A 24,457-nucleotide genomic window follows, 5' to 3' on the forward strand; every position below is an offset into this window, starting at 1 on the left:
TTATTCTACACAGTCTTCTTTTCTTCGAGTATCGATAATGTAGACAATCTTCCATTGTCCTTCAAATTTGACCAATTGAAAAGAGTTCACCCCACAGTGACTGAATTTCTCATTGACATAAAACTGATAGGGTGTCCATGCAGTAGCCATATTTGCATCTACATTGATGATGAAATCCGTCAACCTTTCATCCAAATAGGTTTCTGCTGGCACTGAACCAATACTATTGGCAAATTCGGCTACTGAATTGCTGGCAATCACTGTACCCTCTGGTTTATTTTGTATGGTCTGCATCATCGCATCCTCTGAAAAAGCCGAAATAATCTGCTCCGCATTCTTGTCACGCATGCCGTCAAACAGGGAAATGATCACTTCCTTAACCGCTTCCTCTTCCGATTGTGCCTTGGAAACAAATACAAGTGAAATCAGCAGGCAAAAACTTAATAGTAGCTTCATTTTCATCCATCCAATTATTTAAACTTCTCCGTAGAGCTTGAAGGTCATATTTCGTAAAGCAGATGTATTTACTGCATAATGCATAGCTTCCGCTATTTCATCAGCACGTACCCACTTCGTGAAATCTGCATCTGGCATAGACTTCCTATTCAAAGGAGTATCGATGATGCTTGGTACAAAAACATGGGAACGGATTGGTGAATCTTTAATTTCCTCACCTAGGATTTCGGTAAGGGTGATTACCAGTCTTTTACTCAATGAATAGGCCAGCATATCTGGGGCAGAAGATAGCTCCAAAGCAGGTCTAGCTCCAACAAACAAAAACGTCCCTTTTTGTTGCTTTTTCATGATTGGCAAAAATCCTCTGACCAGATGAAAGGCCGAAAAAAAATTCAGTTGAAACATCTTCTGAATATCTTCCTGACTGGTCTTATCAAACCCTCCCATGGAAAATCCACCAACCAACAAGGCCAAAGCATCTAATTCCCCATATTGAAGTTGAAATTCAGTAACAAATGCCTGTACCTCTTCTTCATTGGTTACATCTACCTCATAGCTATCGTCTGCTTCTTCGATAAATTCATCTTTACTGGGATGGGTCAAAGTAATAATATGGTACCCTTCCCTTTTAAATTTTTCGACCACTGCAGATCCTAGATTCCCGCTTGCGCCTGTAATTATTATATTTCTGCTCATACTTATGAAAATCTCTGTCCGATTATTCCTAAAATTACCCTTAATTTTTAGAATAAGGCATGAATCAACTAAAAACAAGCATTCAGAGTAAAGAGAGCGTAAAAAGGCGAAATTTTGTCTTGAAGCTATTACTGCTGATCTCATTAGACTACATCTACGTGGGTAACACGGTGTTACGCCCATTCTTGGAAAATTATCCAGCCGTTAATAATCTGATTCGAGCGAGTGTTTTTTTACTCAGCGGGAATTTGATCATTTCTCTTGGACGCTTTGCAGCTTTACGTTTTTACCTAAAGAAAACTAAGGATGAAAAAGTACAGCCCAACTTTGTAATTGGAATCGGAAGAATTTCATGGATCCTGAATGTGATCATACTTCTGATTTCACTAATGCTAGCTTTGGGAATTCGCCCCTTGGAATTTTTAACGAGTATTACCATTGTAGCGGCAGCCATCGCCGTACTCACCAAGGATTACATCACCAATATTGCAAACGGGTTAATCATCATGTTCTCGGACCAGCTGGAGATTGGAGACAAAATCCAAATTGGAAAAAATACGGGTTTTATAAGAGATATCACTCTGATCAATCTAGTCCTTAAAAATGAGACCGGAGAAACTATCATTGTCCCTAACTCCATGGTTTTGGCTTCAGAGATTGTCAACTTTAGTAGAAATAATGCACATCAACTGGTTTTTGATTTTGAAGTATCTACTAAATCAGATCTTCCTTTAGAGGAGATTGAAAAGCGATTAATTGGCAAGTTGACACTTTACTCCGATTACATTTACCTCAAAGGGGCTCAGTTAAGCGTTTTGGAGAGGAAATCAGAATACCACTTTATCCGATTTCAATTCCCCATCAAAACAGGAGAAAAGGAAGTAGAATCAAAAGTTAGAAAAACCATCAATCAAGCAATTATTAATTTATTTCATGAAGAACGAGAAGCCTAATTACTTTGACTTGGTGTATCAGGTAGTTCGGGAAATTCCCGCTGGAAGAGCTACCAGTTATGGTACGATTGCCCATTATTTAGGGCTGAAAAGTGGAGCAAGAATGGTGGGGTATGCGATGAATGCGGCCCATTCATTACCCGATGTCCCTGCGCACCGAGTAGTAAACAGGATAGGAATGTTAACAGGCAAACATCATTTCCCTACCCCAACAGCCATGCAAGAGGCTTTGGAAAAAGAGGGAGTGCTAGTCGAAAATGATAAAATCAAGAATTTTGACCAAGTATTTTGGGACCCGGAAAAGGAATTATTAGTCTGATTATTTCTTACGAACCCACCAAAGGCCTAAAAACATCAGCAATCCATTTAAAATCAGGGCTTCAAAGCCAAACTTATATCCCCAGAATAATTTCTCCGAATTGGACGCAATAAGATAGGTCAAAGTAGGAGCAGCTACTGCGATATAAGGCACCCATTTATCATTCACCTGCATTCTTGTAAATAAGCCAAAAGAATACAGACCTAACAAAGGTCCATAAGTATAACCCGCTATTACAAAGACCGAATTAATGACACTTTGATCATTGATCCAATAGAATGCAAGTATCACAAAGTACATGACAAAAGTGAATATAATATGTACTCGCTGTCTTACCCCCACCTGCTTTTCTTTTGGATACTTTTTCTCCAATTCAAGAAAGTCCACACAAAATGAAGTGGTCAATGCAGTTAAGGTAGAATCGGCACTTGAATAGGCCGCTGCCGTAATCCCCAATACAAAAACAATTCCTGCAAATGGAGTAAAATATTGAGTCGCTAATAGAGGGAATAATTCATCTGTTCTTGTAGGCAAAGTAATTCCTTTAGTTTCCGCAAAGAGATATAACATGACTCCCAATCCTAAGAATAGCAAGTTCACAATCACTAAACAGATGGTGAACCAAAACATATTCTTTTGAGCATCTCCAATGTTTTTACAGGTCAAATTCTTCTGCATCATATCCTGATCCAACCCTGTCATGACAATGGTAATGAAAGCTCCTGAAATAAATTGTTTGAAGAAATTGGTACCTTCCTTCCAGTTCCAATTGAAAATAGTGGACCGAGAATCTTCTGAAATCACTTTGAAATATTCGGAAACCCCGGTCAGCTCCAACTCATTCCCAATTAAGATTATACTAACCACCACTGCTGCCAACATAAAAAATGTCTGAAGGGTATCTGTCCAAACAACCGTTTTAATTCCTCCTCGAAATGTATACAGCCAAATCAATCCTACGGTAATCAATACGGAAACCCAGAACGGGATTCCTAAAGAATCGAATAATATCAACTGAAGTACGGAGGCAACCAAGAACACACGCAAAGAAGACCCTACTGTTCTGGAAAGGATAAAGAAGAAAGCGCCTGTTTTATAAGACCAAAAACCAAACCTGTCTTCTAAATATGAGTATATTGAAACGAGATTTAAGCGATAATAAAGAGGCAATAGTACCTTGGCAATCGTGAAATACCCAAGCGTATAACCCAAAACAACTTCGAAATAAAAGAAGTTAGAATTACCTACTTCTCCTGGTACGGAGATAAACGTCACTCCAGAGAGTGAGGCTCCAATCATCCCAAAAGCAACCAAAAACCAAGGAGATTGGCGATCTCCTGTAAAGAAGGTCTCGGCAGTGATTTTGCGGGAAGTAAACCAGGAAATCAAAAAAAGCAGTAAAAAATAGCAGGAAATAACGACTAGAACTACCTGTGAATTCATAAATGCGGTTGGGATTAGCCGCTAATTTGTCCAATATTATTAATTTTGCAAAATGAATCGATTGAACATGACTTATCAATTTGAGGAAGAGACCGATGTATTATTGGAGGAAGCTGTAGATTTAGATTCTTCGGATCTCATCGTTTATAACGACGATGTCAATACATTCGACCATGTAGCTAACATTCTGGTGAAAGTTTGCAAGCATAGCCCAGAGCAGGCTGAACAATGTACTTTGATCATCCATTTCAAAGGAAAGTGTGCAGTAAAAAAAGGAAGTGTAGAAGAGCTTAAGCCGATGTGCGAAGCTATTTTAGACTCTGGAATTCAAGCTGCAATTGTATAATCGAAACTGAGTGAATATCCCTTCCAAATTAATTGAAGATGCTGTCACAGAAATTTCCAGATTACCTGGAATAGGGAAAAAGACAGCTTTGCGATTGGCCCTGCATTTATTAAAACAAAATGAGGTTCATACTGAAGCCCTGACGCTCGCTTTAACTAGAATGAGGCAGGAAATTCAGTATTGTAAAAAATGTCACAACATCGCTGACGCGGAAATCTGCCAGATTTGTGCGAGCATGCGTAGAGACAAAACAGTCATCTGTGTTGTAGAAGACATCAGGGATGTTTTAGCTATAGAAAACACCAATCAGTTTCAAGGAACATACCATGTATTAGGAGGAGTTATTTCTCCAATTCAAGGGATTGGTCCTGAAGAGTTGGCTATTGAATCCCTAATGGTTAGGGTTTCTTCATCCCAAGAAGAAGGTGAAGAACAGATCCAGGAAATCATTTTAGCTCTAAGTGCTACCATGGAAGGGGATACTACCTCCTTTTATTTGGCAAAAAGACTGAAACAAAAAGGAATTAAAGTAAGTACCATCGCAAGGGGAATCCCTGTAGGCGGGGAACTAGAATATACCGATGAGGTAACTTTGGGAAGAAGTATAATGACCAGAATTAATTACTCTACCGAGTAATAATTTATTTGTTCAGTAAAAAGCCCTTTCTATATTTGCAAACCTTTTGGGGGATTAGCTCAGTTGGCTAGAGCGCTACACTGGCAGTGTAGAGGCCACCGGTTCGAATCCGGTATTCTCCACATTAAAGCTTCACAGGAATGTGAGGCTTTTTTGTTTCAAATCCTTTTTATCAACACTATGCCACCGGTTCGTCCCGATAACTATCGCGGACCGGTATTCTCCACATTAAAGCTTCACAGGAATGTGAGGCTTTTTTGTTTCAAATCCTTTTTATCAACACTATGCCACCGGTTCGTTCCGATAACTATCGCGGACCGGTATTCTCCACATTAAAGCTTCACAGGAATGTGAGGCTTTTTTATTTCAAACCCTTTTTATCAACACTATGCCACCGGTTCGTCCCGATAACTATCGCGGACCGGTATTCTCCACATTAAAGCTTCACAGGAATGTGAGGCTTTTTTGTTTCAAACCCTTTTCATCAACACTATGCCACCGGTTCGTCCCGACAACTATCGCGGACCGGCATTCTCCACATTAAAGCTTCACAGGAATGTGAGGCTTTTTTGTTTCAAACCCTTTTCATCAACACTATGCCACCGGTTCGTCCCGATAACTATCGCGGACCGGTATTCTCCACATTAAAGCTTCACAGGAATGTGAGGCTTTTTTATTTCAAACCCTTTTTATCAACACTATGCCACCGGTTCGTCCCGATGAATTTTTAGATTAAAAGCATATTTTTCCAACTTAAAAATTTTTCTATCTCAACAGTTGCTATTCCTTTGCTTTCCACGTAATTAGTTTAAGCATCTGAAAATTCCGTGAAAGCTCATCTCTTTCTATTCATCTGTTCTCTATTCATTTTCTCTTCCTGTCAAAGTGAGTCCCCTTGTGAAACCTTCCAATTGAACCAACCGGTAGGCATTGCCTACCATGAAACCATAACTTTTTGTGAAGTTCCCATTTCTATTACCTTCTCAAAAATCCTGGAAGACTCCCGTTGTCCCGAAAATGTAGTTTGCATTTGGCAGGGCCTGGCCGAATTGGAAGTACTGATTGAAGTAGACGGAAAAGAAGAAGCTTATTTATTAAGTACCTATCCATCTTTTAGAAATATCCCTTCCGAAGTACAAGTGGATGGATATCGCTTCTCTTTAAAAAACGTCAGTCCTTATCCAAACACGACCAAGTCCTATCAAGAAAAAGACTACAACATCCAGCTGCTTGTTGAAAAGGTAAATGAGTAATTGTATCTTGCTCTAAATCTTTTCCCATGAAAAAATCAATTTTCTCGCTTTTTTCGATTTTAATCTGCTTTTGGCTATTTCTTTCATCCTGTTCTTGCAACCCTGAAAACATTGCAAAACTTGCTTTTAAAGGAATGGAAAGTATGATGGGAGAAGGATTTATGCCTTCTGAAGAAATACGCGCAATTGGGGATTTTAGAGGAATGAGTGTAGCACTCAATAGTTCGACAGTCGGTGACCACACAGAATCCACGATTTTTTTAAAACTGGAAAATGGAGATCCTGTGAAATTAGGCAATCAACCTGAAGTGCTTGCAAGAAACTGTGCGGAAATCTACCTACGGGATTTTGAAAACTCTGAAAATTATAGACAGATTACAGTGCAATTTATTCAGACAGACCCCAACAATCCTGAGAATATGGCGATGCAAGAATATACTTTTGATACCAAAGACTTTTAATCTAAACTATTCATCCTATGGAAATGCCACCTGAGTTCAAAAAACCAAAAACCACTTTGGGAGACTGGATCATCTCCGTGATCATCAAAAGGCTTCCATTGATTGGATTTATCATGCTAATTGTTTGGGCCGTGGATAGTAACACGGACCCCGACAAATCAAATTGGGCTAAAGCCGAACTTATCGTGAATCTTATTATTTTCGCAGCTGTCATGTTTTTGATCGCCATTATTGGTTTTGGAGTATTCACCAATTTTGCCGATGAAATAGACTGGTCCCAATTCGATTAACGAAATCGAGCATGTGAATGAAAATTAACCTTACCCAGTGGTATGGTTTGTCAGATTCCATGTGACCTTTCAAAACCGTGCAAAGCCACATGAATATAAAAGCCTTTTGTTCTGATGTTGATGGTACCCTACTCAATTCAGAACGTGACTTATCCCAACGCCTAAAAGCGATAGTAAGTAAATTTCAACCGGAATTCCCTGTCATTCTTGCGAGTTCAAGAATGCCCAACGCCATGCGTCATTTGGTGAAAGATCTTGGAAAGCCTGACCAGCCTTTAGTTAGTTACAACGGAGGTTATGTTTTAAGCGCAGAAGGTGAAATCCTAGATTCTGTCTCCATCACCTTAGGATTGGTAAGTAAGATCTTGGAATTGACCAAAAACACCAACATCCATGTCAGTTTATACCAAGGAGAAAATTGGTATGAAGAAAAAGATGATTATTGGTCTCAGCGAGAGATTAGGAATACCAAAACCAATTGCATTTGGTTACCTACACAAGATGTCCTTGAACTCTGGGCGAAAGACAATTCCGGTGCTCATAAAGTAATGTGCATGGGGGATTCCCAGGAAATCTCATGGCTTTTCGGAGAACTCCATTTCGAGAATTCAGGAGATCTTCATTTGTATCGCTCTAATGACAATTACCTGGAAATAGCCCCCAAAGCAATTTCTAAAGCCACTGGACTGAAAAAAATCCTTGAACATTCTTATGATTTTGGAATGGAATCGGTCATTGCTTTCGGAGACAACTACAATGATATCGACCTATTACAATCAGTAGGCTATGGTGTAGCAGTAGCCAATGCCCGTCCAGAAGTAAAGGCGGTTGCGAAGGAAATCACCCTACACAATAAAGAGGATGGAGTTGCAGTCACTTTGGAAAAATTCTTTTTATAAAATTCCTGAGCCATCTTCCACTTCCTCTACTGCTTTGGAAAGGAATTCCTGAAATGGCCTCATGGTATCAAAAGCAACCAATGCACGTTGGATAAATTGACCATTATTTATTTCCCGGTCTTTTAGGGGAGTTGTCACCGTAAAGCTTTTCAGTTTGAGATACTCAATGAATTCATGATCCGCGTCATAATCGCGCGGGCTGGTTTTCAACTTCTCTCCCTGAATCTCCCCAAATGCTTTCTTAAAAGAAGCCTCATTTTCGATCTTTCTGAGTTCTGTTCCTGAATAATCAATTTCCTTGCGGATTTTTTTCAAGGTTTCTCCCATGGGCATATATATCCCCCCTCCTAAAAATGATTGTCCAGGCTGGATATGCAAGTAATATCCCGGTCCTTCAGACTTTTTCCCCTTGGGTGAAAAATAGGCTGCAAAATTTATTTTATAGGGGTCTTTATTCGCAGAAAAACGCACATCTCGATTTTGCCTAAACACACAATCTTTGGCTTTAAATGCTTCAAAAGCGGGCTCCCATTCTGCCAAACCCTTTAGTATTACAGCTACATCTTCCAAAAACTCCTCCTTGCAAGCCAAATACTGCTTTTTGTGAGCATCCATCCACTCTTTGGAGTTATTTTGAGCAAGTTCTGACAGGAATTCTAAATAAGGTCGCATAGCTTACAAAAGTTTGATTGGTTTATTAACCGAGACTTACAATTTTTGGTTTAGATAAAATCTACCAATCCTTCCAATTTCATTCCTCTACTTCCTTTGATCAGGATCAGATAATCTTCCAATTGACTATCCTGAAGCCAGTTTCTAAAAGAAAAAGGATCTGGAAAGTACAATGCTTTAGGTGCTTTGGTCAAAGCAGACACAATCATTTTCCCGGTAAAACACACTTTATCAATCTGATATTCACTTACGATTTCGCCGAGTTTTGCATGCTCTTCTTCAGAATGATCTCCTAACTCGTACATATCCCCCAAAATGATCATTTTGTGCTTTCTCCCAGTCATCTTCCCGAAAGTGCGGATAGCAACTTCCATACTGGAAGGGTTCGCATTATACGCATCCAGAATGATTAGATTACTACGTTTTTCAATCAATTGAGATCGCATATTGGATGGCTTATAAGCAACCACCGCTTCCACCGCCTGATCCATAGGGACCTCAAAAAACTTTCCTACCGTCAGCGCTGTGGCAATGTTCCCAAAATTATAAGCTCCGATCAAAGAGCTCAAATACTCCTCATTTCCTCCTTCTATAGTAAATTTCACAAACGGGTTGGCCTCCACAAATCCCACCTCACAAAAATCTCCTTTAGCTGGGTATAACACTGGATGATCAAATCGTTTGGCCATATTGGATAAAATCGGATCCTGAGAGTTGATAAAAACCGTCCCTCCATTTACTCTCAAATGCTGGAACAATTCTGTTTTCGTTTTCAATACTCCTTCGGGGCCACCCATCCCCTCCAAATGCGCTTTCCCAATATTAGTGATAAAGCCATGCGTAGGTTCTGCAATATCGCAAAGCTCTGCTATATCCCCCTGCTTGTTGGCACCCATTTCCACAATTGCAATTTCAGCATCTTCTGGAATGGACAGTAAAGTCAAAGGAACCCCAATATGGTTATTCAAATTACCCAACGTGGCTACCGTCTTATACTTTGTTTTCAAGACTGCATTCAACAACTCTTTTGAAGTGGTCTTCCCATTCGAACCAGTCAAACCAATTATTGGGATAGTCAGTTGCTTTCGATGGTAATTGGCAAGATCCTGAAGCATTTTCAAGGCATCCTTTGCCAAAAAGTAACGCTCATCATCCTCCAAAAAATAGGCGGGATCATCTATCACCACCAAAGAAGCTCCCATTTCCAAGGCTTTAGGAGCAAACTCATTGGCATTGAAATTTGGACCTTTCAATGCAAAAAATATATTTCCGGGTTCAATTTTTCGGGTATCGGTACTGACTCCGGTGCTTTTCTTGAATAGCTGATAAAGAATAGAAAGATTCATTTTAAAGGAATTTTGCTCCCAAAATAAACGAATCATTCACATCTTTGAAGTGATACATCCGTATTAATTTTAGATTTCTTTAATTCACGATGCGAAAACCAATATTCTTTCTATTTCTTCTTTTTACCTTTCGTATTCATGCTCAAGAAATTTATTCCTTTGATCATTCTCTGACGGTCAACCAGTCCGGAAATACTTTGGCCTCTCCATTTTCAGGGGGAATTAATTCTGCACAAATCCAAACAATTGACCTGAATGGAGATGAAGTAGAAGAATGGGTGATCTGGGACATCAATTCCCGTCAACTTCAGGTATACAAGAAGTCTGGAGATACTTTTACTCACCTTCCAGAGCTCAGCTATTTCTTTCCATCGGATATTGCTGGGTTTCTAATTTTGGCCGATTTTGATTTCGACGGCAGGAAAGACCTATTCACTTCCACTCCACTAGGTATTAAAGCATATAAAAATACTTCAATAGGGAGTTCTATTTCTTGGGAAGTAGCTCAAAATTTCTTGAAAATTGATAATTCAGGAAATATCCAGGCAAATAATCTGGACACTCCCCTTATTCACGATTTGGATGGGGATGGGGATCTAGATTTGGTCATTTTCAATTTTGCTTCAGGGGACTATTTGGAGTTTTATGAAAATACCAGTGTTGATCGAAAAGGGAATCCTGATATTGATGGGTTTGCATTTCCTAAGACCCACTGGGGCAATTTTGAATTTTGTGGTTGCGGGGACATAGCTTTTGGAGCGACTTGTTCTGGAATTGACTTACGAACCCTTACTGAAGAAAATGACAGAACACAACATGCTGGAGGACATTCTATTCTTTATCGGGATTTTGATGGGGATGACATTTCTGATTTAGTTTTGGGTAGAGACGAATGTAGTACCCTCTACTTCTTACCAAACCAAGGAGATGAAAAAAATGCAGTTTTTACCAATTTCACCAATGAACTCCCTAACTATGGAGGGTTTCCTGAATTTCCCATTTTTCATGCTGCTCAAGAAATAAATGAGGAGTTGATCATTAGCCTGAACACGAATGAATCGGCTATAAATTATGGAATCGACTTCCAGCAATCCATCGTAAAATTGGACCGAAACGGTCAATCAGCGGATGGATTCCTCCAGGATCAAATGATTGATTTGGGAGAAAATAGTAGGCCAATTTATATCGGAAATAAAAACGCAGGTTCCATCTTCGCCTTGTCCAATCAATTGATTAATGGAAAAATTATCAGTAAACAATCCATTTTTGAATTAAATGAAGGCAGTTTTCAAAAACTGGATGTGTTAAATACCCCATTGGATGAATTGGAGCTGATCGATGCCCAAAACATCCTGTTTAATGATTTAGATGGAGTTCATCATAACTTGGTTTCTGGGGTCAGATATATCAATGGAATTCCCTCCCAATCAATCTATGAACTAAACGAAGACCAAAGCCAATTTTTACCAACCGAATGGGAAGGCTATCAACCAAATCGTGGTGATTATTTACAATTTTTCAACTTTGAGGATCAGGACTATCTGCTAGTAGCTGCCCAAAACGGAAGTTTGGATCTCTATCAAATAGATTTTTCAAAAGAAAAAGCAACGCTTATAGAGGAAGATTTTTTAGGTTTTGAAGACAATCCCGCTAATAGAAATTTGACTATTGTAGTGGATGATAAAGCTTTGCCAGACCTGTATGCAGTGGATCAAAACGGCCTGCTAATAAAGATCACCAACTTTATGAACTCCACTGTAAGGGCTGAAATTCTTATCAATATCTCGGGGGAAAACTACCCCACCAGATTAGGCAGAAATACTTGGATAGCCTTGGCACGCCCTATTTTTGATGGAAATCCCGATTTGATCTTAGGCACAAGAGCAGGAGGCCTCATTTATTTACAGGCTGAAGAAAGCTCGAACACACCTGGTGAAAACGAATTCCAAATCAGAATATTCCCCAATCCGAGCGACGGACCAATCAAAATCCTATCCAATTTACCTGCGAAAGGAAGGTTAGTAACCGCTTTAGGGCAAGTACTTTTGGAAAATATTGTGATCATCCCCAATCAAGAGCTGGAAATTCAAAGTAGCTTCCTGACTCCAGCCTTGTACATTTTACAATTAGAAGTGGATGGAAAATTCACTACTTCCAGAAAAATCTGGATGAAGTAATCACTTTGGGTTTTGGTACAAAAAGAGTAGCTTCAGTGTCTTAAAACCCACCCCCTTATGAAACATATTACTTTTTTCATCCTTTTAGGAATTCTAATTCAAGGTTGTTCCAAAAAGGAATCAGCAAATTTGATCATCACCAATGGAAAAATTTACACGGTAAATGAAGCTAATCCCATCGTGGAGGCAGTAGCCATAAAGGATGGTAAAATTCTAGCCTTGGGAAGTAGTGCTGAAATGGCTGATTATATTTCCGAAGAAACCCAACTTGTGGATTTGACGGGAATGACCATGACTCCCGGGTTTATAGAATCCCATGCCCATCTGATGGGAATTGGATACAACAAACTGGAACTGGACCTTATGTACGTTCAATCTTATGATGAATTGGTTGATAAAGTAGCGGAAGCAGTTTCTAAAGCCCAACCTGGAGAATGGATCACAGGACGTGGATGGCATCAGGATAAATGGTTGGAAAAACCTGATAAAATGGTGAAAGGATTCCAAACCAACGATTTGTTGAATCAAGTATCCCCTAACAATCCCGTATTCCTGAGACATGCTTCAGGCCATGCGACTTTTGCTAATGCAAAAGCATTGGAATTGGCGGGTATCAATAACTTGAAAGGAGAAAGACCAGGAGAAGTAGAAGGAGGAGAAATTATTTTAGATGAATTAGGCAACCCAACAGGAGTTTTGACCGAAAGGGCTTCCTCTTTGGTAGGAAAGTTAGTACCGGCAGAAACACCAGAGCGCGCTGAACAAGCCTTAACACTGGCTCTTCAGGAACTGGCAGAAAAAGGAATTACCAGTTTTCATGATGCCGGGAGTGGACAATCTACCATAGACCTGATTGAAAAATTCAAGAAAGAAGGAAAATTAACAGCCAGAATGTATGTGATGCTTGCGGGAAGTGATCCAGAATTATTGGAAAACTGGTATAAACAAGGCCCTAGGATTGATAGTGTGGACCACTTGCTATCGGTAAGATCCATCAAACTATTCTGTGATGGCGCATTGGGATCCAGAGGTGCTTGGTTGTTAGAGGAATATTCGGATCGCCCCGGGCATTTTGGCCATGAAACTCTTCCTATGGAAGTGGTAGGCCAAGTTTCAGAAAAAGCGATCCCAGCAGGCTTTCAAGTAAATTCCCATGCCATTGGAGATCGCGCCAATCGAGAAGTTCTCGACCAATACGAAGGAGCCTTTGGGAAATTCCCCGATAATAATGATCTGAGATTTAGAATTGAACATGCCCAGCATATCGATCCGGAAGACATCCCACGTTTTGGTGAAATGGGGGTCATAGCTGCCATGCAAGCGATTCATTTGAGTTCGGACAGACCTTGGGCCATCGACCGCTTGGGAGAAAAACGAATTGTGGATGGAGCTTATGTTTGGCAAAAACTTCTTCAAACAGGTGCGGTAGTCACCAATGGTACTGATGCTCCTGTAGAGCCTTTAGACCCAATTCCTTCTTTTTATGCTTCCATTACCCGAAAAACACTAGCAGGAACCCCTGAAGGAGGATATGAAGCCAGTCAAAAACTTTCACGGGAAGAAGCCTTAAAAGCCTACACTTTATCTGGTGCTTATGCAGAATTCGAAGAGGGCTTCAAAGGTTCTATTGAGGTGGGCAAAGCCGCTGATTTTACAGTTTTTGATCAAAATATCATGGAGATCCCTGAGGATGAAATCCTAAAAGCAAAAGTCATGATGACTGTAGTCGGAGGAAAAATAGTTTATCAGAAATCAGAATAATAAAATCTGAAGTCTGAATATTTCGACAAAATCGTAAACCTGCTTCGCAAAAAGCAGGTTTTTTTTGTCAAAATTTAAGAACCCCAATAAAATAGAGGTCAAACCTTCCTAGTCCACTAGGCCTACAGGAGAAAAATCATCAATTAAAACTGATAAGCTATTCGACCAAATCAAGCTCGTTCACTTCAGCATTGAAATTCCCTTTTCTTCATTTAACTATTTTAAATCCAAAAAAACTTAAGAACTGCCTCCCATCCACTGGCAACCTCATTACTTCCCATTTTTTTCCTATTTTAACTGCTTAAATATAAATCCAATCCCATGAGAAAAATTTTATCACTTTTTTGGGTGCTGGCTTTTTTGGCTATTAGCACTCATGCCCAAGACCTAAAACCCATCACTTGGAAGGATATCCCCTCCTGGAAGTACCTTAACCGTGGAGGATTTGACGTTTCTCCAGATGGACAATGGGTTGCTTACACCATCGTCCAATTGGAAGGAGATGGAAAACTCCATGTGCAGAAAATCGGAGATGAAGAAAGCAAAAAATCCTATGATATAGGAGGAGTAACCGGGCAACAAGTAGTTTTTAGTAAAGACTCCAAATGGATCGCATTCAAAGAGGCTCCAAAATTTGCGGAAAAGGAAAAAAACAAAAAGTCCAAGGGCAAGCCACTTTCTGACAAATTGCATTTGGTCAAACTTGGAACCGATGAAAAAAAAACCTGGGAAAAAGTCAGTACTTTCTCATTCAACAATGAAGGTTCTTCTTACCTGGCCATCAATCTTCCAAAAGATGGAAATGGAGATGCCAAAGGATCTGATTTATTGATTTACAACCTGAACACGGAAAAAGCTTTAACCTTGGGAAATGTATTGGAATTCTCCTTTAATAAACCAGGAACCTATCTAGCCTATACAGTAGATGCGGCAAATAAGTCTGGAAATGGAATTTACCTATTCAATTTAGCTACAAACAGTACCCAAGTTTTAGACAATGACAAAGCGAGTTACAAGTCTTTAAACTGGACTGAAAAAGGGGATGCATTTGCTGCATTGAAAATGGTCGAGGATAAGAAATATAAGTCTGACCAAGGAAAAGTAATCGGGGTTAAAAATCTTTCCTCCCCACAACTGACGATTTATGATCCGGCAAAAGATTCCACTGGGTTTGATCAGGACTATACTATTAGCCCCAACAGAAGACCCATGTGGTCTGAAGACTTGACGAGATTATTCTATGGAATCCATCCATTAGAATTAGCAAAAAAAGAAGAAGCCAAGAAAGAATTGGATAAGGATTCTGTGGCAAGAGCAGAATCAGAGGCAATGAAAAAGATCATAGCTGACACCTCTATTCATAGCATCAAAGATTTGCAAAAAGCGATTGCCAAGTTGGACACTACCAAAGCCGCTCCAAAAAAAAATGATGCCGACAAACCAGATATGACCATTTGGCACTGGAATGACAGTCGCCTACAATCCAGACAACAAGTGATGGAAAACATGGACAAAAATTACAGTTTTTGGGCCATGTATGATGTAGCTGCGAAAAAACATATAGCACTTCAGGATAGCAGCATGAAGGATCTTAGCATTTTACCAAAAGAACATTATGCGGTCGGCTCTGATATGCAGCAATATGAATTGGACATCAACTTGAACGGTCAAAATTACCGAGACTTTTATCTGGTAAACTTAAAGACAGGAGAAAAGACTACTCTTTTCAAGAACTTCTACTTACCAAGCTATTCTTCCTACCCTAGACCTTCTCCTAATGGTACTAAATTGAATTATGGCTATGATGGCAATTACTATATCTACGACATCGCGAGTGGAGAAGAGAAAAATCTAACTGGTAGCCTACCTGTTACTTTCGTCAATGAGGATGACGACCACAATGTCAAAAAACCTTTGGAAAGCTTTTTGGGCTGGTCCAGTGACAGCAAATATGTGTTCATCAGCGATGGTTGGGACATTTGGCAGATCCCAGTGGAAGATGGTAAAGAACAAGCAATTAATTTAACTCAAGACGGTCGAACTGAAAGTATAAGATACCAATATCGATTCAGACTGGATCCTGAAGAAAAAGGGTTTGACCTAAGTCAGCCACAGTACATCCGTATGTATGGGGAATGGACCAAAAAAAGTGGGATCGCTAAAATCAATCCTGCCAAAAAGAATGGCTTAGCTGCAGGTACTGAAAAACTAATTTGGGAAGACGCCTATATTGCAGGGCTTCAAAAAGCAGACAAAGCGCCTATATATATTTATACCAAAGAAAGATTCAACGAGCCAACGCAATATTATGTAACAGACGCCAGCTTATCGGAAGGAAAGCAGATAACTGAAAACGCTCCAGACTTTGACAAGTATTCTTGGTCTGCAGGTACCAGATTAGTGGATTATGTTTCAGACAAAGGAGTGAAACTTCAAGGCACCCTATTCTTACCAGCTGGCTATGAGGAAGGCAAAAAGTATCCAACCATGATCTACTATTATGAAAAGCTGTCTCAGACCAGACACAATTGGTCCGATCCTAGTTTCAGTGGAACAGGTTGGAACCCTAATGTGTACACCAGCAATGGATTTGCAGTGTTTATTCCAGACATCGTATACACCATGGATGATCCTGGAATGTCTGCGGTATGGTGTGTAATTCCAGGAGTAAAAGCAGCGATTGAAACAGGAGTGATTGATGAAAACAACATAGGAATCCATGGACACTCATGGGGTGGATACCAAACTGCTTTCCTGATTACCCAAACCAATATGTTTAAAGCAGCGGCAGCAGGAGCACCATTGACCAATATGATTTCGATGTATGATTTGATCTACTGGAACTCAGGAGGAGGAAATATGTCCATCTTTGAAGCTTCGCAAGGTAGATTTACCGGAGGTCCTTGGGAAAATTGGGATTCTTATGAACGAAACAGCCCTGTGTACCATGTCAAAAATGTGACTACTCCACTTTTGATGTTACATAATGACAAAGATGGAGCAGTGGACTTTACCCAAGGAATTGAATATTATTCGGCTTTGAGAAGGTTGAAAAAGCCAGTGGTTTTGGTGCAATACAAAGGCGAAAACCATGGTTTAGGTAAACCGGAAAACAGAAAAGACTATGCGGTCAGAATGATGGAGTTCTTTAATCATCACTTGAAAGGTGAAAAAGCTCCCGATTGGCTTTCGAAAGGGATCAACAAATTGGATTTGGATGAACACCTAGAAGAGAGAGCTTTCTAATTTCAACATAATGAAGGAGTCCATTAGGGCTCCTTTTTTTATTATTTCTTGGCAAAACCAGACACAATAACTTTCTTTAAATCCATTTCCAAAAGGATTAAAAATTTCATGAATTCGCCTACCGAGGAGCAAACAGCTTCCTATTCCTCTCCGTACTCTCAACTGCGTTCCATTTGCTATTCAGGGTCAGATCCTAATTACAACGAGCATTTCGAAAAATACATTTATGATCAATCCTTCGATCAGGTTTGGGATACCTATGTTACTATTGATCCAGCCAAGGCTTGGGCAGGCAAGATGATTCATTTCAATCAACTTTATTCTAGAGAAACGGGAGAAGAGGTTTTCCCTGGACAGGAATATTTAGGAGGAATGGGAGTTGGCCAGGTGATTATCCTTAACCTTCACGTATTCTTTGGCGCCATAAAACTCACAGTGGGCCATGAGGTGATGGAAGTGGATAAAAACAAAAAACTGATCCGAATCTGCTATTTGGAAAATTCCAAATCAGAGGGAAGTCAGTTCATTACCTTTAAATCTTTACCAAACGGAAAGACAGAAGTCTCTCATAAAACTTTTTATAGAAGTGGTTCTTGGTTTCGGGACAAAATCATTTACCCATATTTCCATACCAAAGCTATCAATGAATTTCACGGCAATGTGCGGAATGCAATTCCAAAAAAGAAATAGAAACCTTGTACTTCTACCCTTCAAAAAAACAGATTTGGGAGCCAAATTACCATGGCTCCTTTTTTCATGGTCTCATCTTTGTAAATTATAGGAAGATATAATCAGGAAACTGAATCAATTTTTCTATGAAAGACGCAAAAAAACAGACTTTTGATGCCATTATCATCGGTTCAGGCCAGGCCGGAAATCCTCTTGCATTTGCTTTAGCAGAGCAAAATTTGAATGTTGCTCTGGTGGAAAAAGGTAAATTTGGAGGGACTTGTGTCAATACAGGATGTACCCCAACAAAAGCTTATGTGGCAAGTGCTCGGCGCGCCTGGGAACTACAACACGCTTCAGACTTAGGAATTCCAAACCCAAAATTGGATAAAATAGATCTGCGAAAAGTAAAAGAAAGAAAAGACAAAATCGTCACAGGTTCTCATGATGGTTTAGTAGAAGGACTTCGCAAAGAAAATCGGATCAATACTTTTCAAGCAAAAGGATATTTTTTGGATCCAACCACCATTCAGGCTGGATCAGCCATCCTTACTGCCTCAAAAATCTTTATCAATGTGGGTGCAAGGCCTAGAATCCCTGATGGTTTTGAAGATGTAAACTATCTTACCAATGAAAGTCTTCTTGAATTAGAGAAATTACCCGATCATTTAGTAATTGTAGGAGGAAGCTATATCGGACTGGAATTTGCGCAGATCTTCCAAAGGCTTGGTAGCGAAGTTACTGTTATCGAGAAGGGTGATCGGCTGATTTCAAACGAGGATCCTTCCATCTCAGTAAGAATCAGGGAAATTTTGGAATCTGAAGGAATCAAGGTGTTGTGTGATTCCCATTGCCTTGAAGGCAAAAACAACCCCAACGGAGGCATTTCAGTCTTGATGAATTGTGGAGGCGAACAGAAACAGGTATCCGGTTCTCATTTGCTTTTGGCAACAGGGAGACAATCCAATATTGACTTAATCAATCCTTCGGCAGCAGGGATTGAGGTAGAGGAGAAAGGCTTCGTGAAAGTAAATGATATTTTGGAAACGAATGTAAAAGGAATCTATGCATTGGGTGATTGCAATGGGAAAGGGGCATTTACCCATACTTCCTTCCATGATTTTGAAGTGCTCAAGAATCAATTATATGGTGACAAAACAAGAAAAGTGAGTAATCGAATTCTCAATTATGCTTTGTACACCGATCCTCCTCTTGGAAGAGCTGGAATGACCTTGTCAAAAGCCAGAAATTCTGGAAAGAAAATATGGTATGCTGAAATGGAAATGTCGCAAATCAATCGTGCCCGAGAAAAAGGTGAAACCAAGGGGAAAATGGAGGTGATTGTTGATGCATCTACAGAACAAATTCTAGGTGCAACAGTTTTGGGTATAGGAGGAGATGAAATTATAGGTGTTTTTTTAACTGCCATGTATGGGCAATTAAGCTATAAAAACTTGATGAATTCAGTCCAAACTCACCCAACTGTCACGGAGCTAATTCCTACATTACTGAAACAATTGAAACCCTTAAAACCCTAATTATGAAAAAGTCTCATAAACTATATGCTATTCTGAATTTCGTGGTATTACTTTTTGTGATTTTCTGGAATTATTCGGTAGGCGTCAAAGGCTTGAATGGAAATACAGTAGGCTCCTTAAGTTCTGAATATCAAAACTTATTTACTCCTGCCGGATACGCTTTTTCTATCTGGGGAATTATCTTTTTATCGCTTTTGCTTCAATCAATTTTCTTCATTTACAGGGCATTCAATAAAACCAAAGATTCAGATTTCCTTTCGCAAGTTGGACCTTATTTAATTCTGGCAAATATCGGTAATGGGCTATGGATCTACACCTGGTTGATGGAATATACTGGGATCAGTGTGGTCGTCATGTTGGGAATTCTGGCCTCGCTATTGATTGTAGTACTAAATACAAACATGGAAAAATGGGATGCCCCCAGGCCTATCATTTTCTGGCTTTGGTGGCCAATTTGTATTTATAGTGGCTGGATAGGTGTGGCTACTATTGCTAATATATCGGCCTACCTCGCTAAAATGGGATGGACAGGTCCTTTTACTGAGATTACATGGACCATAATCATGATTGGAATAGGAACATTGGTCAACCTATTTATGATCTATGCTAGAAATATGAGGGAATTTGCAATGGTGGGGGTCTGGGCTTTCATTGCTATTGCTGTCAGACATTGGGAAAGTATTCCGGCCATTCAGTGGACAGCCCTGATAGGTGCTAGTGTTTTATTTATTGCAGCAAGTATTCATGGGTACAAAAACAGAGCAACCGCTCCATTCAAACTGAATCAAACTAGATAGGAAGAGTTTTTAAACCAGGAGACTTAAGAAAATCAAAAAGTTTAAAGATTTATAAATCAAAATCCCAGACCTCTTAATTCTGGGATTCCATTTTTAATCCTCACTTACATTCAAGTAAGAATAACCCATCTGGTCTAATGCAATAAACGTAGTTTTAGCAGAGACTGCCATATTTACCATAGAAGTAATACTAGAAGCATCTAGGTTATAGAAGCCCATGCTTTGCCCACATACATAAAACTTCACTCCCACCTCTTCCAAAGCTTTGATGGCTGCTAAATTGGGATTCGGTTGACTATATTTACTCTCATAATTTTCCTCATTTAGGATCGCCTGTACCAAACCTCCATGAACCACCGCAGCAATTTTTATTTTTTCAGAAGGTACTCCATTCGCAATATGGAGATTATAGGTTCTAGCCACTTCCAAAATAACAGGATGAATGGACGTAGAATCCTTGACAGATCCATATAAATCAATTGCTATTTTATAATCCAATGCCGGATTATAGGTCATCACTGGATCTTGAACAGGCATCACTCCTATCCAAGGATGAAAATCCAATACGGGGTAAGTGATCTTTTCCTTAATATGGGGAGGGATATCTCCTTGGGCAAAGCTTTGTAAAGTTGAAACTAGAAACAGGATCAATAATGTGGGGATATACTTTTTCATAAAAATTTGATTTAAAGCTGATTAGAAAAATAGACATAAAAAAGATCAGTTCATCTTATTAAAAACTTCTTTTATAAATTAAATGAAAAATTAATCTAGATTAACTCTATTAAAATTCAAAGAGCCATTGATTTAAATCCATCAATTTAAACCTACTTTTGATCCATAATTCATGTAAAACACCCATTCTAATCATATGATCCTTTCTTTTCTTTTATTGATCATTGGACTACTACTCCTAGTAAAAGGAGCAGATTGGTTAGTGGATGGGGCCTCTGTTTTGGCTAAAAAATACAACGTTTCTGACCTGGCAATAGGCCTGACCATCGTTGCATTTGGAACCTCAGCACCCGAACTAGTCGTAAATTCTGTGGCTGCTTCGGGAGGTTATCCAGACATTGTTTTTGGAAATGTCATTGGTTCAAATAACTTCAATTTGTTCATCATTCTAGGCATTGCGGGATTAATCACGCCACTTTCTGTTCAGTCAAGTACCGTTTGGAAAGAAATTCCTTTTTCGCTATTGGCCGCTATCGTCTTATTGGTATTTGCCAATGATTATTTTTCAAACCCCACCCCTATCTTATCAAGCTTGGATGGATTCATTTTATTGGGATTCTTTGCAGGCTTTCTTTTTTATGTGTTTACACAACTAAAATCTGAAGATTCCATTGAGTCAATTGCACAAAAAGATTACTCAAATCTAAAAATCTGGGGGCTGATTTTTATAGGTCTTGGAGGACTCGTAATTGGAGGAAAACTCGTAGTAGACAATGCTGTCTCCATGGCCCAGTCTTTAGGGGTTAGCGAAAAAATAATCGGATTGACCATTGTTGCTGCAGGAACTTCCCTTCCAGAACTTGCTACTTCAGTGGTAGCATCCATGAAAAAGAATAATGATATCGCCATCGGAAATATTATAGGGTCTAATATTTTCAATCTTTTTTTGATCCTTGGGGTCAGTTCCATTATTAGTCCTCTGGAGTTCAAACAAAGTTTCAATTTGGACATTTACATCCTTTTGGGTGGTACCATTTTTCTTTTTTTAGCAATGTTTACCGGAAAAAGGAAAAACCTTGACAGATGGGAGGCTGCTATCTTGCTTCTAGTTTATTTGGGTTATACGACCTTCCTTGTCTTAAAGGAAATTTCAGGTTCCAATGATCCCCTATTCTAAAATCCTTCTTCATTAGTTTTTCTCAAATTAGAACAGGCTTTCTTTTTATTCTCCTTTCTATCCCTAGTTTTTAGCCTTTGGTCAATTTTTATCTGGAATCCTCACTTATTCAGAATATCTTTTCAACTAAATACCCCAATTCATAATTTGATTTGGGGATACCAAAAACTCAAACCTAGCCTTCTTCTCATGATTACATTCCCAAAATTCAGTTTGGGAAAATCCGGAGCTCTATTTCTCTTTACAATACTTTTAAGCTCAAGCGGGTTTTCTCAACAAAATTTGGCCAAACTCTCAGGAAACATCCAGGAAAAAACTACTGGAAATCCACTTGGGTTTGCCTCAATAGCCATTTATTCAGCTAAAGACAGTTTGGTGGCTGGTGGAATTTCTGAGGAAAATGGAAAATTTTCTATTGAGGTACCGATTGGTGAGTTCTATGCCTTGATTGAATTTATGGGATTTGAATCTTATCAAAGTGAGATGCTAAACTTCTCCATAGAAAACAACAAGATCGATCTGGGAACCATTGAACTAGAAAGTACTGCTGGTGACTTGGATGAAATAGTGGTCCAAGGCGAGAAAACATTGATGGAATTATCCCTCGATAAAAGGATTTTCAACGTAGGAAAGGACCTTGCCAATGCAGGTGGTACTGCAAATGATATTTTGATGAATCTACCTTCTGTGTCAGTGGACCCAGAAGGAAATGTTAGGCTTCGAGGTTCTTCGAATGTCAGAATTCTAATCGATGGCAAACCTTCTGGATTAGTAAGTTTTAAAGGAGGAGCTGGACTTAGGCAGCTTCAAGCCAATATGGTGGAACGAGTAGAAGTAATCACTAATCCCTCCGCTCGTTATGAAGCAGAGGGAATGGCCGGAGTCATCAATATCGTCCTCAAAAAAGATAATAATCAAGGATTCAACGGATCTTTTGAAGTGATTGTAGGTACTCCTCTGAATCTTGGATTTTCAACAAATCTCAATTACCGAAAAAATCGAATCAACTGGTTTATCAATTATAGCCTCGCTCGCAGACACCAGCCAAACGTAAACGAATTATACCAAGAAGTCTACAATGAAGACGGTACAACTTCCATTTTAAATCAAAACAATGCAGGAATTCTTAAAGGATTCAATAACAATATCAGAGGAGGACTTGATTATTATTTTAATGAGAAAAGTATTCTGACTGCATCTTATCTTTGGAGAAGAAGTGATGCGAGACGCATCACCGATATCCGCTATGAAGATTATCTAAATAATTTTGATACTTATTTAGGCTATTCTCTAAGGCAACAAGACGAAACTGAAGCGGAGCCAAATTCAGAAGTGATTGTCAGTTACAAAAAAAGTTTTGAGCAGAAGGGTCATGAGCTCACTACTGCATTTACATATTTGAACTATTGGGAGCGGTCAGATCAGAAATTCACAGAGTCCGCTTACACGCCTGATGATCAACTGATCCCTGGTTCCAATCTCCTTCAGACTTCATTGAACGATGAATATGAAAATCAGTATTTACTTCAATTGGATTATATCAAGCCTTTCGCAAAAGAGGGGAAATTTGAAACCGGTTTGCGTACCAGTTTCCGTGAGATGGAGAATGACTTTGTAGTCTCAGAAGAAAATGAAAGTGGAGAGTTGATCCCACTCCCTGGTTTGGACAATATTTTCCTTTACAATGAAAACATCCTGGCTGCATATGGGATTTTGGGAAATAAAACGGGTAAATGGAGCTACCAAGGAGGCTTGAGAGTAGAACATACCGATGTGGAAACCATCTTAGTGGAAACAAATGAAAAGAACCCAAGGAAATACACCAACCTCTTTCCAAGTGCTCATTTGACTTACAACATTTCCACAGAAAATGCTTTTCAACTGAGTTATAGCAGAAGAGTCCGCAGACCTGTTTACAATGATCTAAGCCCATATGTGACCTTCTCAGATCAACGAAATTTCTTTAGTGGAAATCCGGATTTGAATCCAGAATTCACGGATGCAATTGAATTGGGGCATATCAAATATTTTAAAAAAGGGACACTTTTCTCTACCATTTATTTTAGAAATACAACAGACAAAATCGAACGCATCCGAACCGTAAATGAAGATGGATTTTCTGTTACGGCCCCTTACAATTTAACTGGCGAAAAATCCTTTGGAGTAGAATTCAGTTCAGATTATAGAGTAAACGATTGGTGGAAGCTAGATCTAAATTTAAACTTCTTTCATGCAAATATTGACGGAAGTAATATTGAAGCTGATTTTCAGGCTAAAACCTATAGTTGGCTTTTAAGGCAAACATCCCGATTTACCTTAAGCAATGGACTCGATATTCAAGTTCGCGCAAACTACGATGCAAGGCAGAAAACTGCTCAGGGAATCAGAAAAGGGATTTTCTTTATGGATCTTTCTGCTTCGAAAAGCATCTTTGGGGAGCGGGGTAATCTGATACTGACTGCCAATGATATATTCAATTCTCGCCGAAATCGATATATAATCGAAGGTGAAAACTTCTTTACAGAAGGAAACTCACAGTTTATCCGAAGACAGATAAATCTGACGATGAGCTACCGTTTAAGACAATAAATTAAAAATAAACCCAATACATCTCCCCTGTAAATCATCGATTTACAGGAAAACTAT

The 24,457-nt window shown here is 39.3% G+C and carries 22 protein-coding genes and 1 tRNA gene; 17 read left to right on the top strand and 6 right to left on the bottom strand.

Annotated elements, in window-relative coordinates; genetic code table 11:
• Positions 1-462, bottom strand: a complete 462-nt coding sequence (locus JYB62_RS11265; RefSeq protein WP_205645545.1) for a nuclear transport factor 2 family protein — start codon at positions 460-462, stop codon at positions 1-3.
• Between the two features lie 12 nt (positions 463-474).
• A complete protein-coding gene (locus tag JYB62_RS11270; RefSeq protein WP_205645546.1) occupies positions 475-1,152 on the bottom strand; it encodes an SDR family NAD(P)-dependent oxidoreductase in 678 nt (225 codons plus the stop codon).
• A 59-nt stretch (positions 1,153-1,211) separates the two neighbouring features.
• On the opposite strand from JYB62_RS11270, the gene JYB62_RS11275 reads away from it, so the two are divergent.
• On the top strand, positions 1,212-2,105 hold the full coding sequence (locus JYB62_RS11275; protein ID WP_205645547.1) for a mechanosensitive ion channel family protein: 894 nt from the start codon (positions 1,212-1,214) through the stop codon (positions 2,103-2,105).
• Positions 2,086-2,424 (top strand): MGMT family protein, encoded by a 339-nt coding sequence (locus tag JYB62_RS11280; RefSeq protein ID WP_205645548.1) that lies wholly within the window; start codon positions 2,086-2,088, stop codon positions 2,422-2,424. The genes JYB62_RS11275 and JYB62_RS11280 overlap by 20 nt, the downstream gene beginning before the upstream one ends.
• Here the strand turns inward: JYB62_RS11280 and JYB62_RS11285 are convergent, their stop codons facing one another.
• A complete protein-coding gene (locus JYB62_RS11285) occupies positions 2,425-3,867 on the bottom strand; it encodes a sodium:solute symporter (RefSeq protein WP_205645549.1) in 1,443 nt (480 codons plus the stop codon).
• A 52-nt stretch (positions 3,868-3,919) separates the two neighbouring features.
• Here JYB62_RS11285 and JYB62_RS11290 point away from each other — a divergent pair, with 52 nt between their 5' ends.
• The 7 genes from JYB62_RS11290 (at position 3,920) to JYB62_RS11320 (ending at position 7,753) form a co-directional block, all read left to right on the top strand.
• Positions 3,920-4,213, top strand: a complete 294-nt coding sequence (locus JYB62_RS11290; protein ID WP_243431545.1) for an ATP-dependent Clp protease adaptor ClpS — start codon at positions 3,920-3,922, stop codon at positions 4,211-4,213.
• Positions 4,214-4,223: 10 nt separating this feature from the next.
• Positions 4,224-4,850, top strand: a complete 627-nt coding sequence (gene recR, locus JYB62_RS11295) for a recombination mediator RecR (protein WP_205645550.1) — start codon at positions 4,224-4,226, stop codon at positions 4,848-4,850.
• A 48-nt stretch (positions 4,851-4,898) separates the two neighbouring features.
• Positions 4,899-4,972: transfer RNA gene (locus tag JYB62_RS11300), tRNA-Ala, on the top strand.
• Positions 4,973-5,761: 789 nt separating this feature from the next.
• The gene (locus JYB62_RS11305; protein WP_205645551.1) at positions 5,762-6,103 is read left to right on the top strand and encodes a hypothetical protein; all 342 of its coding nucleotides are present in this window, start codon (positions 5,762-5,764) and stop codon (positions 6,101-6,103) included.
• A 26-nt stretch (positions 6,104-6,129) separates the two neighbouring features.
• A complete protein-coding gene (locus JYB62_RS11310; RefSeq protein WP_205645552.1) occupies positions 6,130-6,564 on the top strand; it encodes a hypothetical protein in 435 nt (144 codons plus the stop codon).
• Between the two features lie 17 nt (positions 6,565-6,581).
• Positions 6,582-6,854 carry a hypothetical protein gene (locus JYB62_RS11315; RefSeq protein ID WP_205645553.1) on the top strand — a complete coding sequence of 91 codons (273 nt, stop codon included), beginning with the start codon at positions 6,582-6,584 and terminating at the stop codon, positions 6,852-6,854.
• 89 nt (positions 6,855-6,943) lie between these two features.
• Complete coding sequence (locus JYB62_RS11320; protein WP_205645554.1) at positions 6,944-7,753, top strand: Cof-type HAD-IIB family hydrolase; 810 nt, start codon at positions 6,944-6,946, stop codon at positions 7,751-7,753.
• Here JYB62_RS11320 and JYB62_RS11325 read toward each other — a convergent pair.
• Positions 7,748-8,425 (bottom strand): DUF2461 domain-containing protein, encoded by a 678-nt coding sequence (locus tag JYB62_RS11325; protein ID WP_205645555.1) that lies wholly within the window; start codon positions 8,423-8,425, stop codon positions 7,748-7,750. The two genes, JYB62_RS11320 and JYB62_RS11325, sit on opposite strands and share 6 nt — an antisense overlap.
• Before the next feature lie 50 nt (positions 8,426-8,475).
• A complete protein-coding gene (locus JYB62_RS11330) occupies positions 8,476-9,771 on the bottom strand; it encodes a UDP-N-acetylmuramoyl-tripeptide--D-alanyl-D-alanine ligase (RefSeq protein WP_205645556.1) in 1,296 nt (431 codons plus the stop codon).
• 89 nt (positions 9,772-9,860) lie between these two features.
• Between JYB62_RS11330 and JYB62_RS11335 the strand changes: the two genes are divergently transcribed.
• The 6 genes from JYB62_RS11335 to JYB62_RS11360 all read left to right on the top strand — a co-directional run bounded on the left by JYB62_RS11335 (position 9,861) and on the right by JYB62_RS11360 (position 19,959).
• Complete coding sequence (locus JYB62_RS11335; RefSeq protein ID WP_205645557.1) at positions 9,861-11,948, top strand: T9SS type A sorting domain-containing protein; 2,088 nt, start codon at positions 9,861-9,863, stop codon at positions 11,946-11,948.
• 57 nt (positions 11,949-12,005) lie between these two features.
• Positions 12,006-13,709, top strand: a complete 1,704-nt coding sequence (locus tag JYB62_RS11340; RefSeq protein WP_205645558.1) for an amidohydrolase — start codon at positions 12,006-12,008, stop codon at positions 13,707-13,709.
• A 321-nt stretch (positions 13,710-14,030) separates the two neighbouring features.
• Positions 14,031-16,955, top strand: a complete 2,925-nt coding sequence (locus tag JYB62_RS11345) for a S9 family peptidase (protein WP_205645559.1) — start codon at positions 14,031-14,033, stop codon at positions 16,953-16,955.
• A 108-nt stretch (positions 16,956-17,063) separates the two neighbouring features.
• Positions 17,064-17,645, top strand: a complete 582-nt coding sequence (locus JYB62_RS11350) for a hypothetical protein (RefSeq protein WP_205645560.1) — start codon at positions 17,064-17,066, stop codon at positions 17,643-17,645.
• Positions 17,646-17,770: 125 nt separating this feature from the next.
• Positions 17,771-19,162, top strand: a complete 1,392-nt coding sequence (locus tag JYB62_RS11355; protein ID WP_205645561.1) for a mercuric reductase — start codon at positions 17,771-17,773, stop codon at positions 19,160-19,162.
• Between the two features lie 2 nt (positions 19,163-19,164).
• On the top strand, positions 19,165-19,959 hold the full coding sequence (locus JYB62_RS11360) for a hypothetical protein (RefSeq protein ID WP_205645562.1): 795 nt from the start codon (positions 19,165-19,167) through the stop codon (positions 19,957-19,959).
• A 93-nt stretch (positions 19,960-20,052) separates the two neighbouring features.
• Here JYB62_RS11360 and JYB62_RS11365 read toward each other — a convergent pair whose 3' ends face one another.
• Entirely contained in the window at positions 20,053-20,634 is a 582-nt protein-coding gene (locus tag JYB62_RS11365) for a DsrE family protein (RefSeq protein WP_205645563.1), read from the bottom strand.
• Between the two features lie 196 nt (positions 20,635-20,830).
• Here JYB62_RS11365 and JYB62_RS11370 point away from each other — a divergent pair, with 196 nt between their 5' ends.
• Together JYB62_RS11370 and JYB62_RS11375 are read left to right on the top strand one after the other, a co-directional pair.
• Entirely contained in the window at positions 20,831-21,811 is a 981-nt protein-coding gene (locus tag JYB62_RS11370; protein WP_205645564.1) for a calcium/sodium antiporter, read from the top strand.
• A gap of 189 nt (positions 21,812-22,000) precedes the next feature.
• On the top strand, positions 22,001-24,400 hold the full coding sequence (locus JYB62_RS11375; protein ID WP_205645565.1) for an outer membrane beta-barrel family protein: 2,400 nt from the start codon (positions 22,001-22,003) through the stop codon (positions 24,398-24,400).
• The last annotated feature ends 57 nt before the right edge of the window (positions 24,401-24,457 follow it).

The organism is Algoriphagus lutimaris (assembly GCF_017051705.1).
GTDB lineage: Bacteria > Bacteroidota > Bacteroidia > Cytophagales > Cyclobacteriaceae > Algoriphagus > Algoriphagus lutimaris.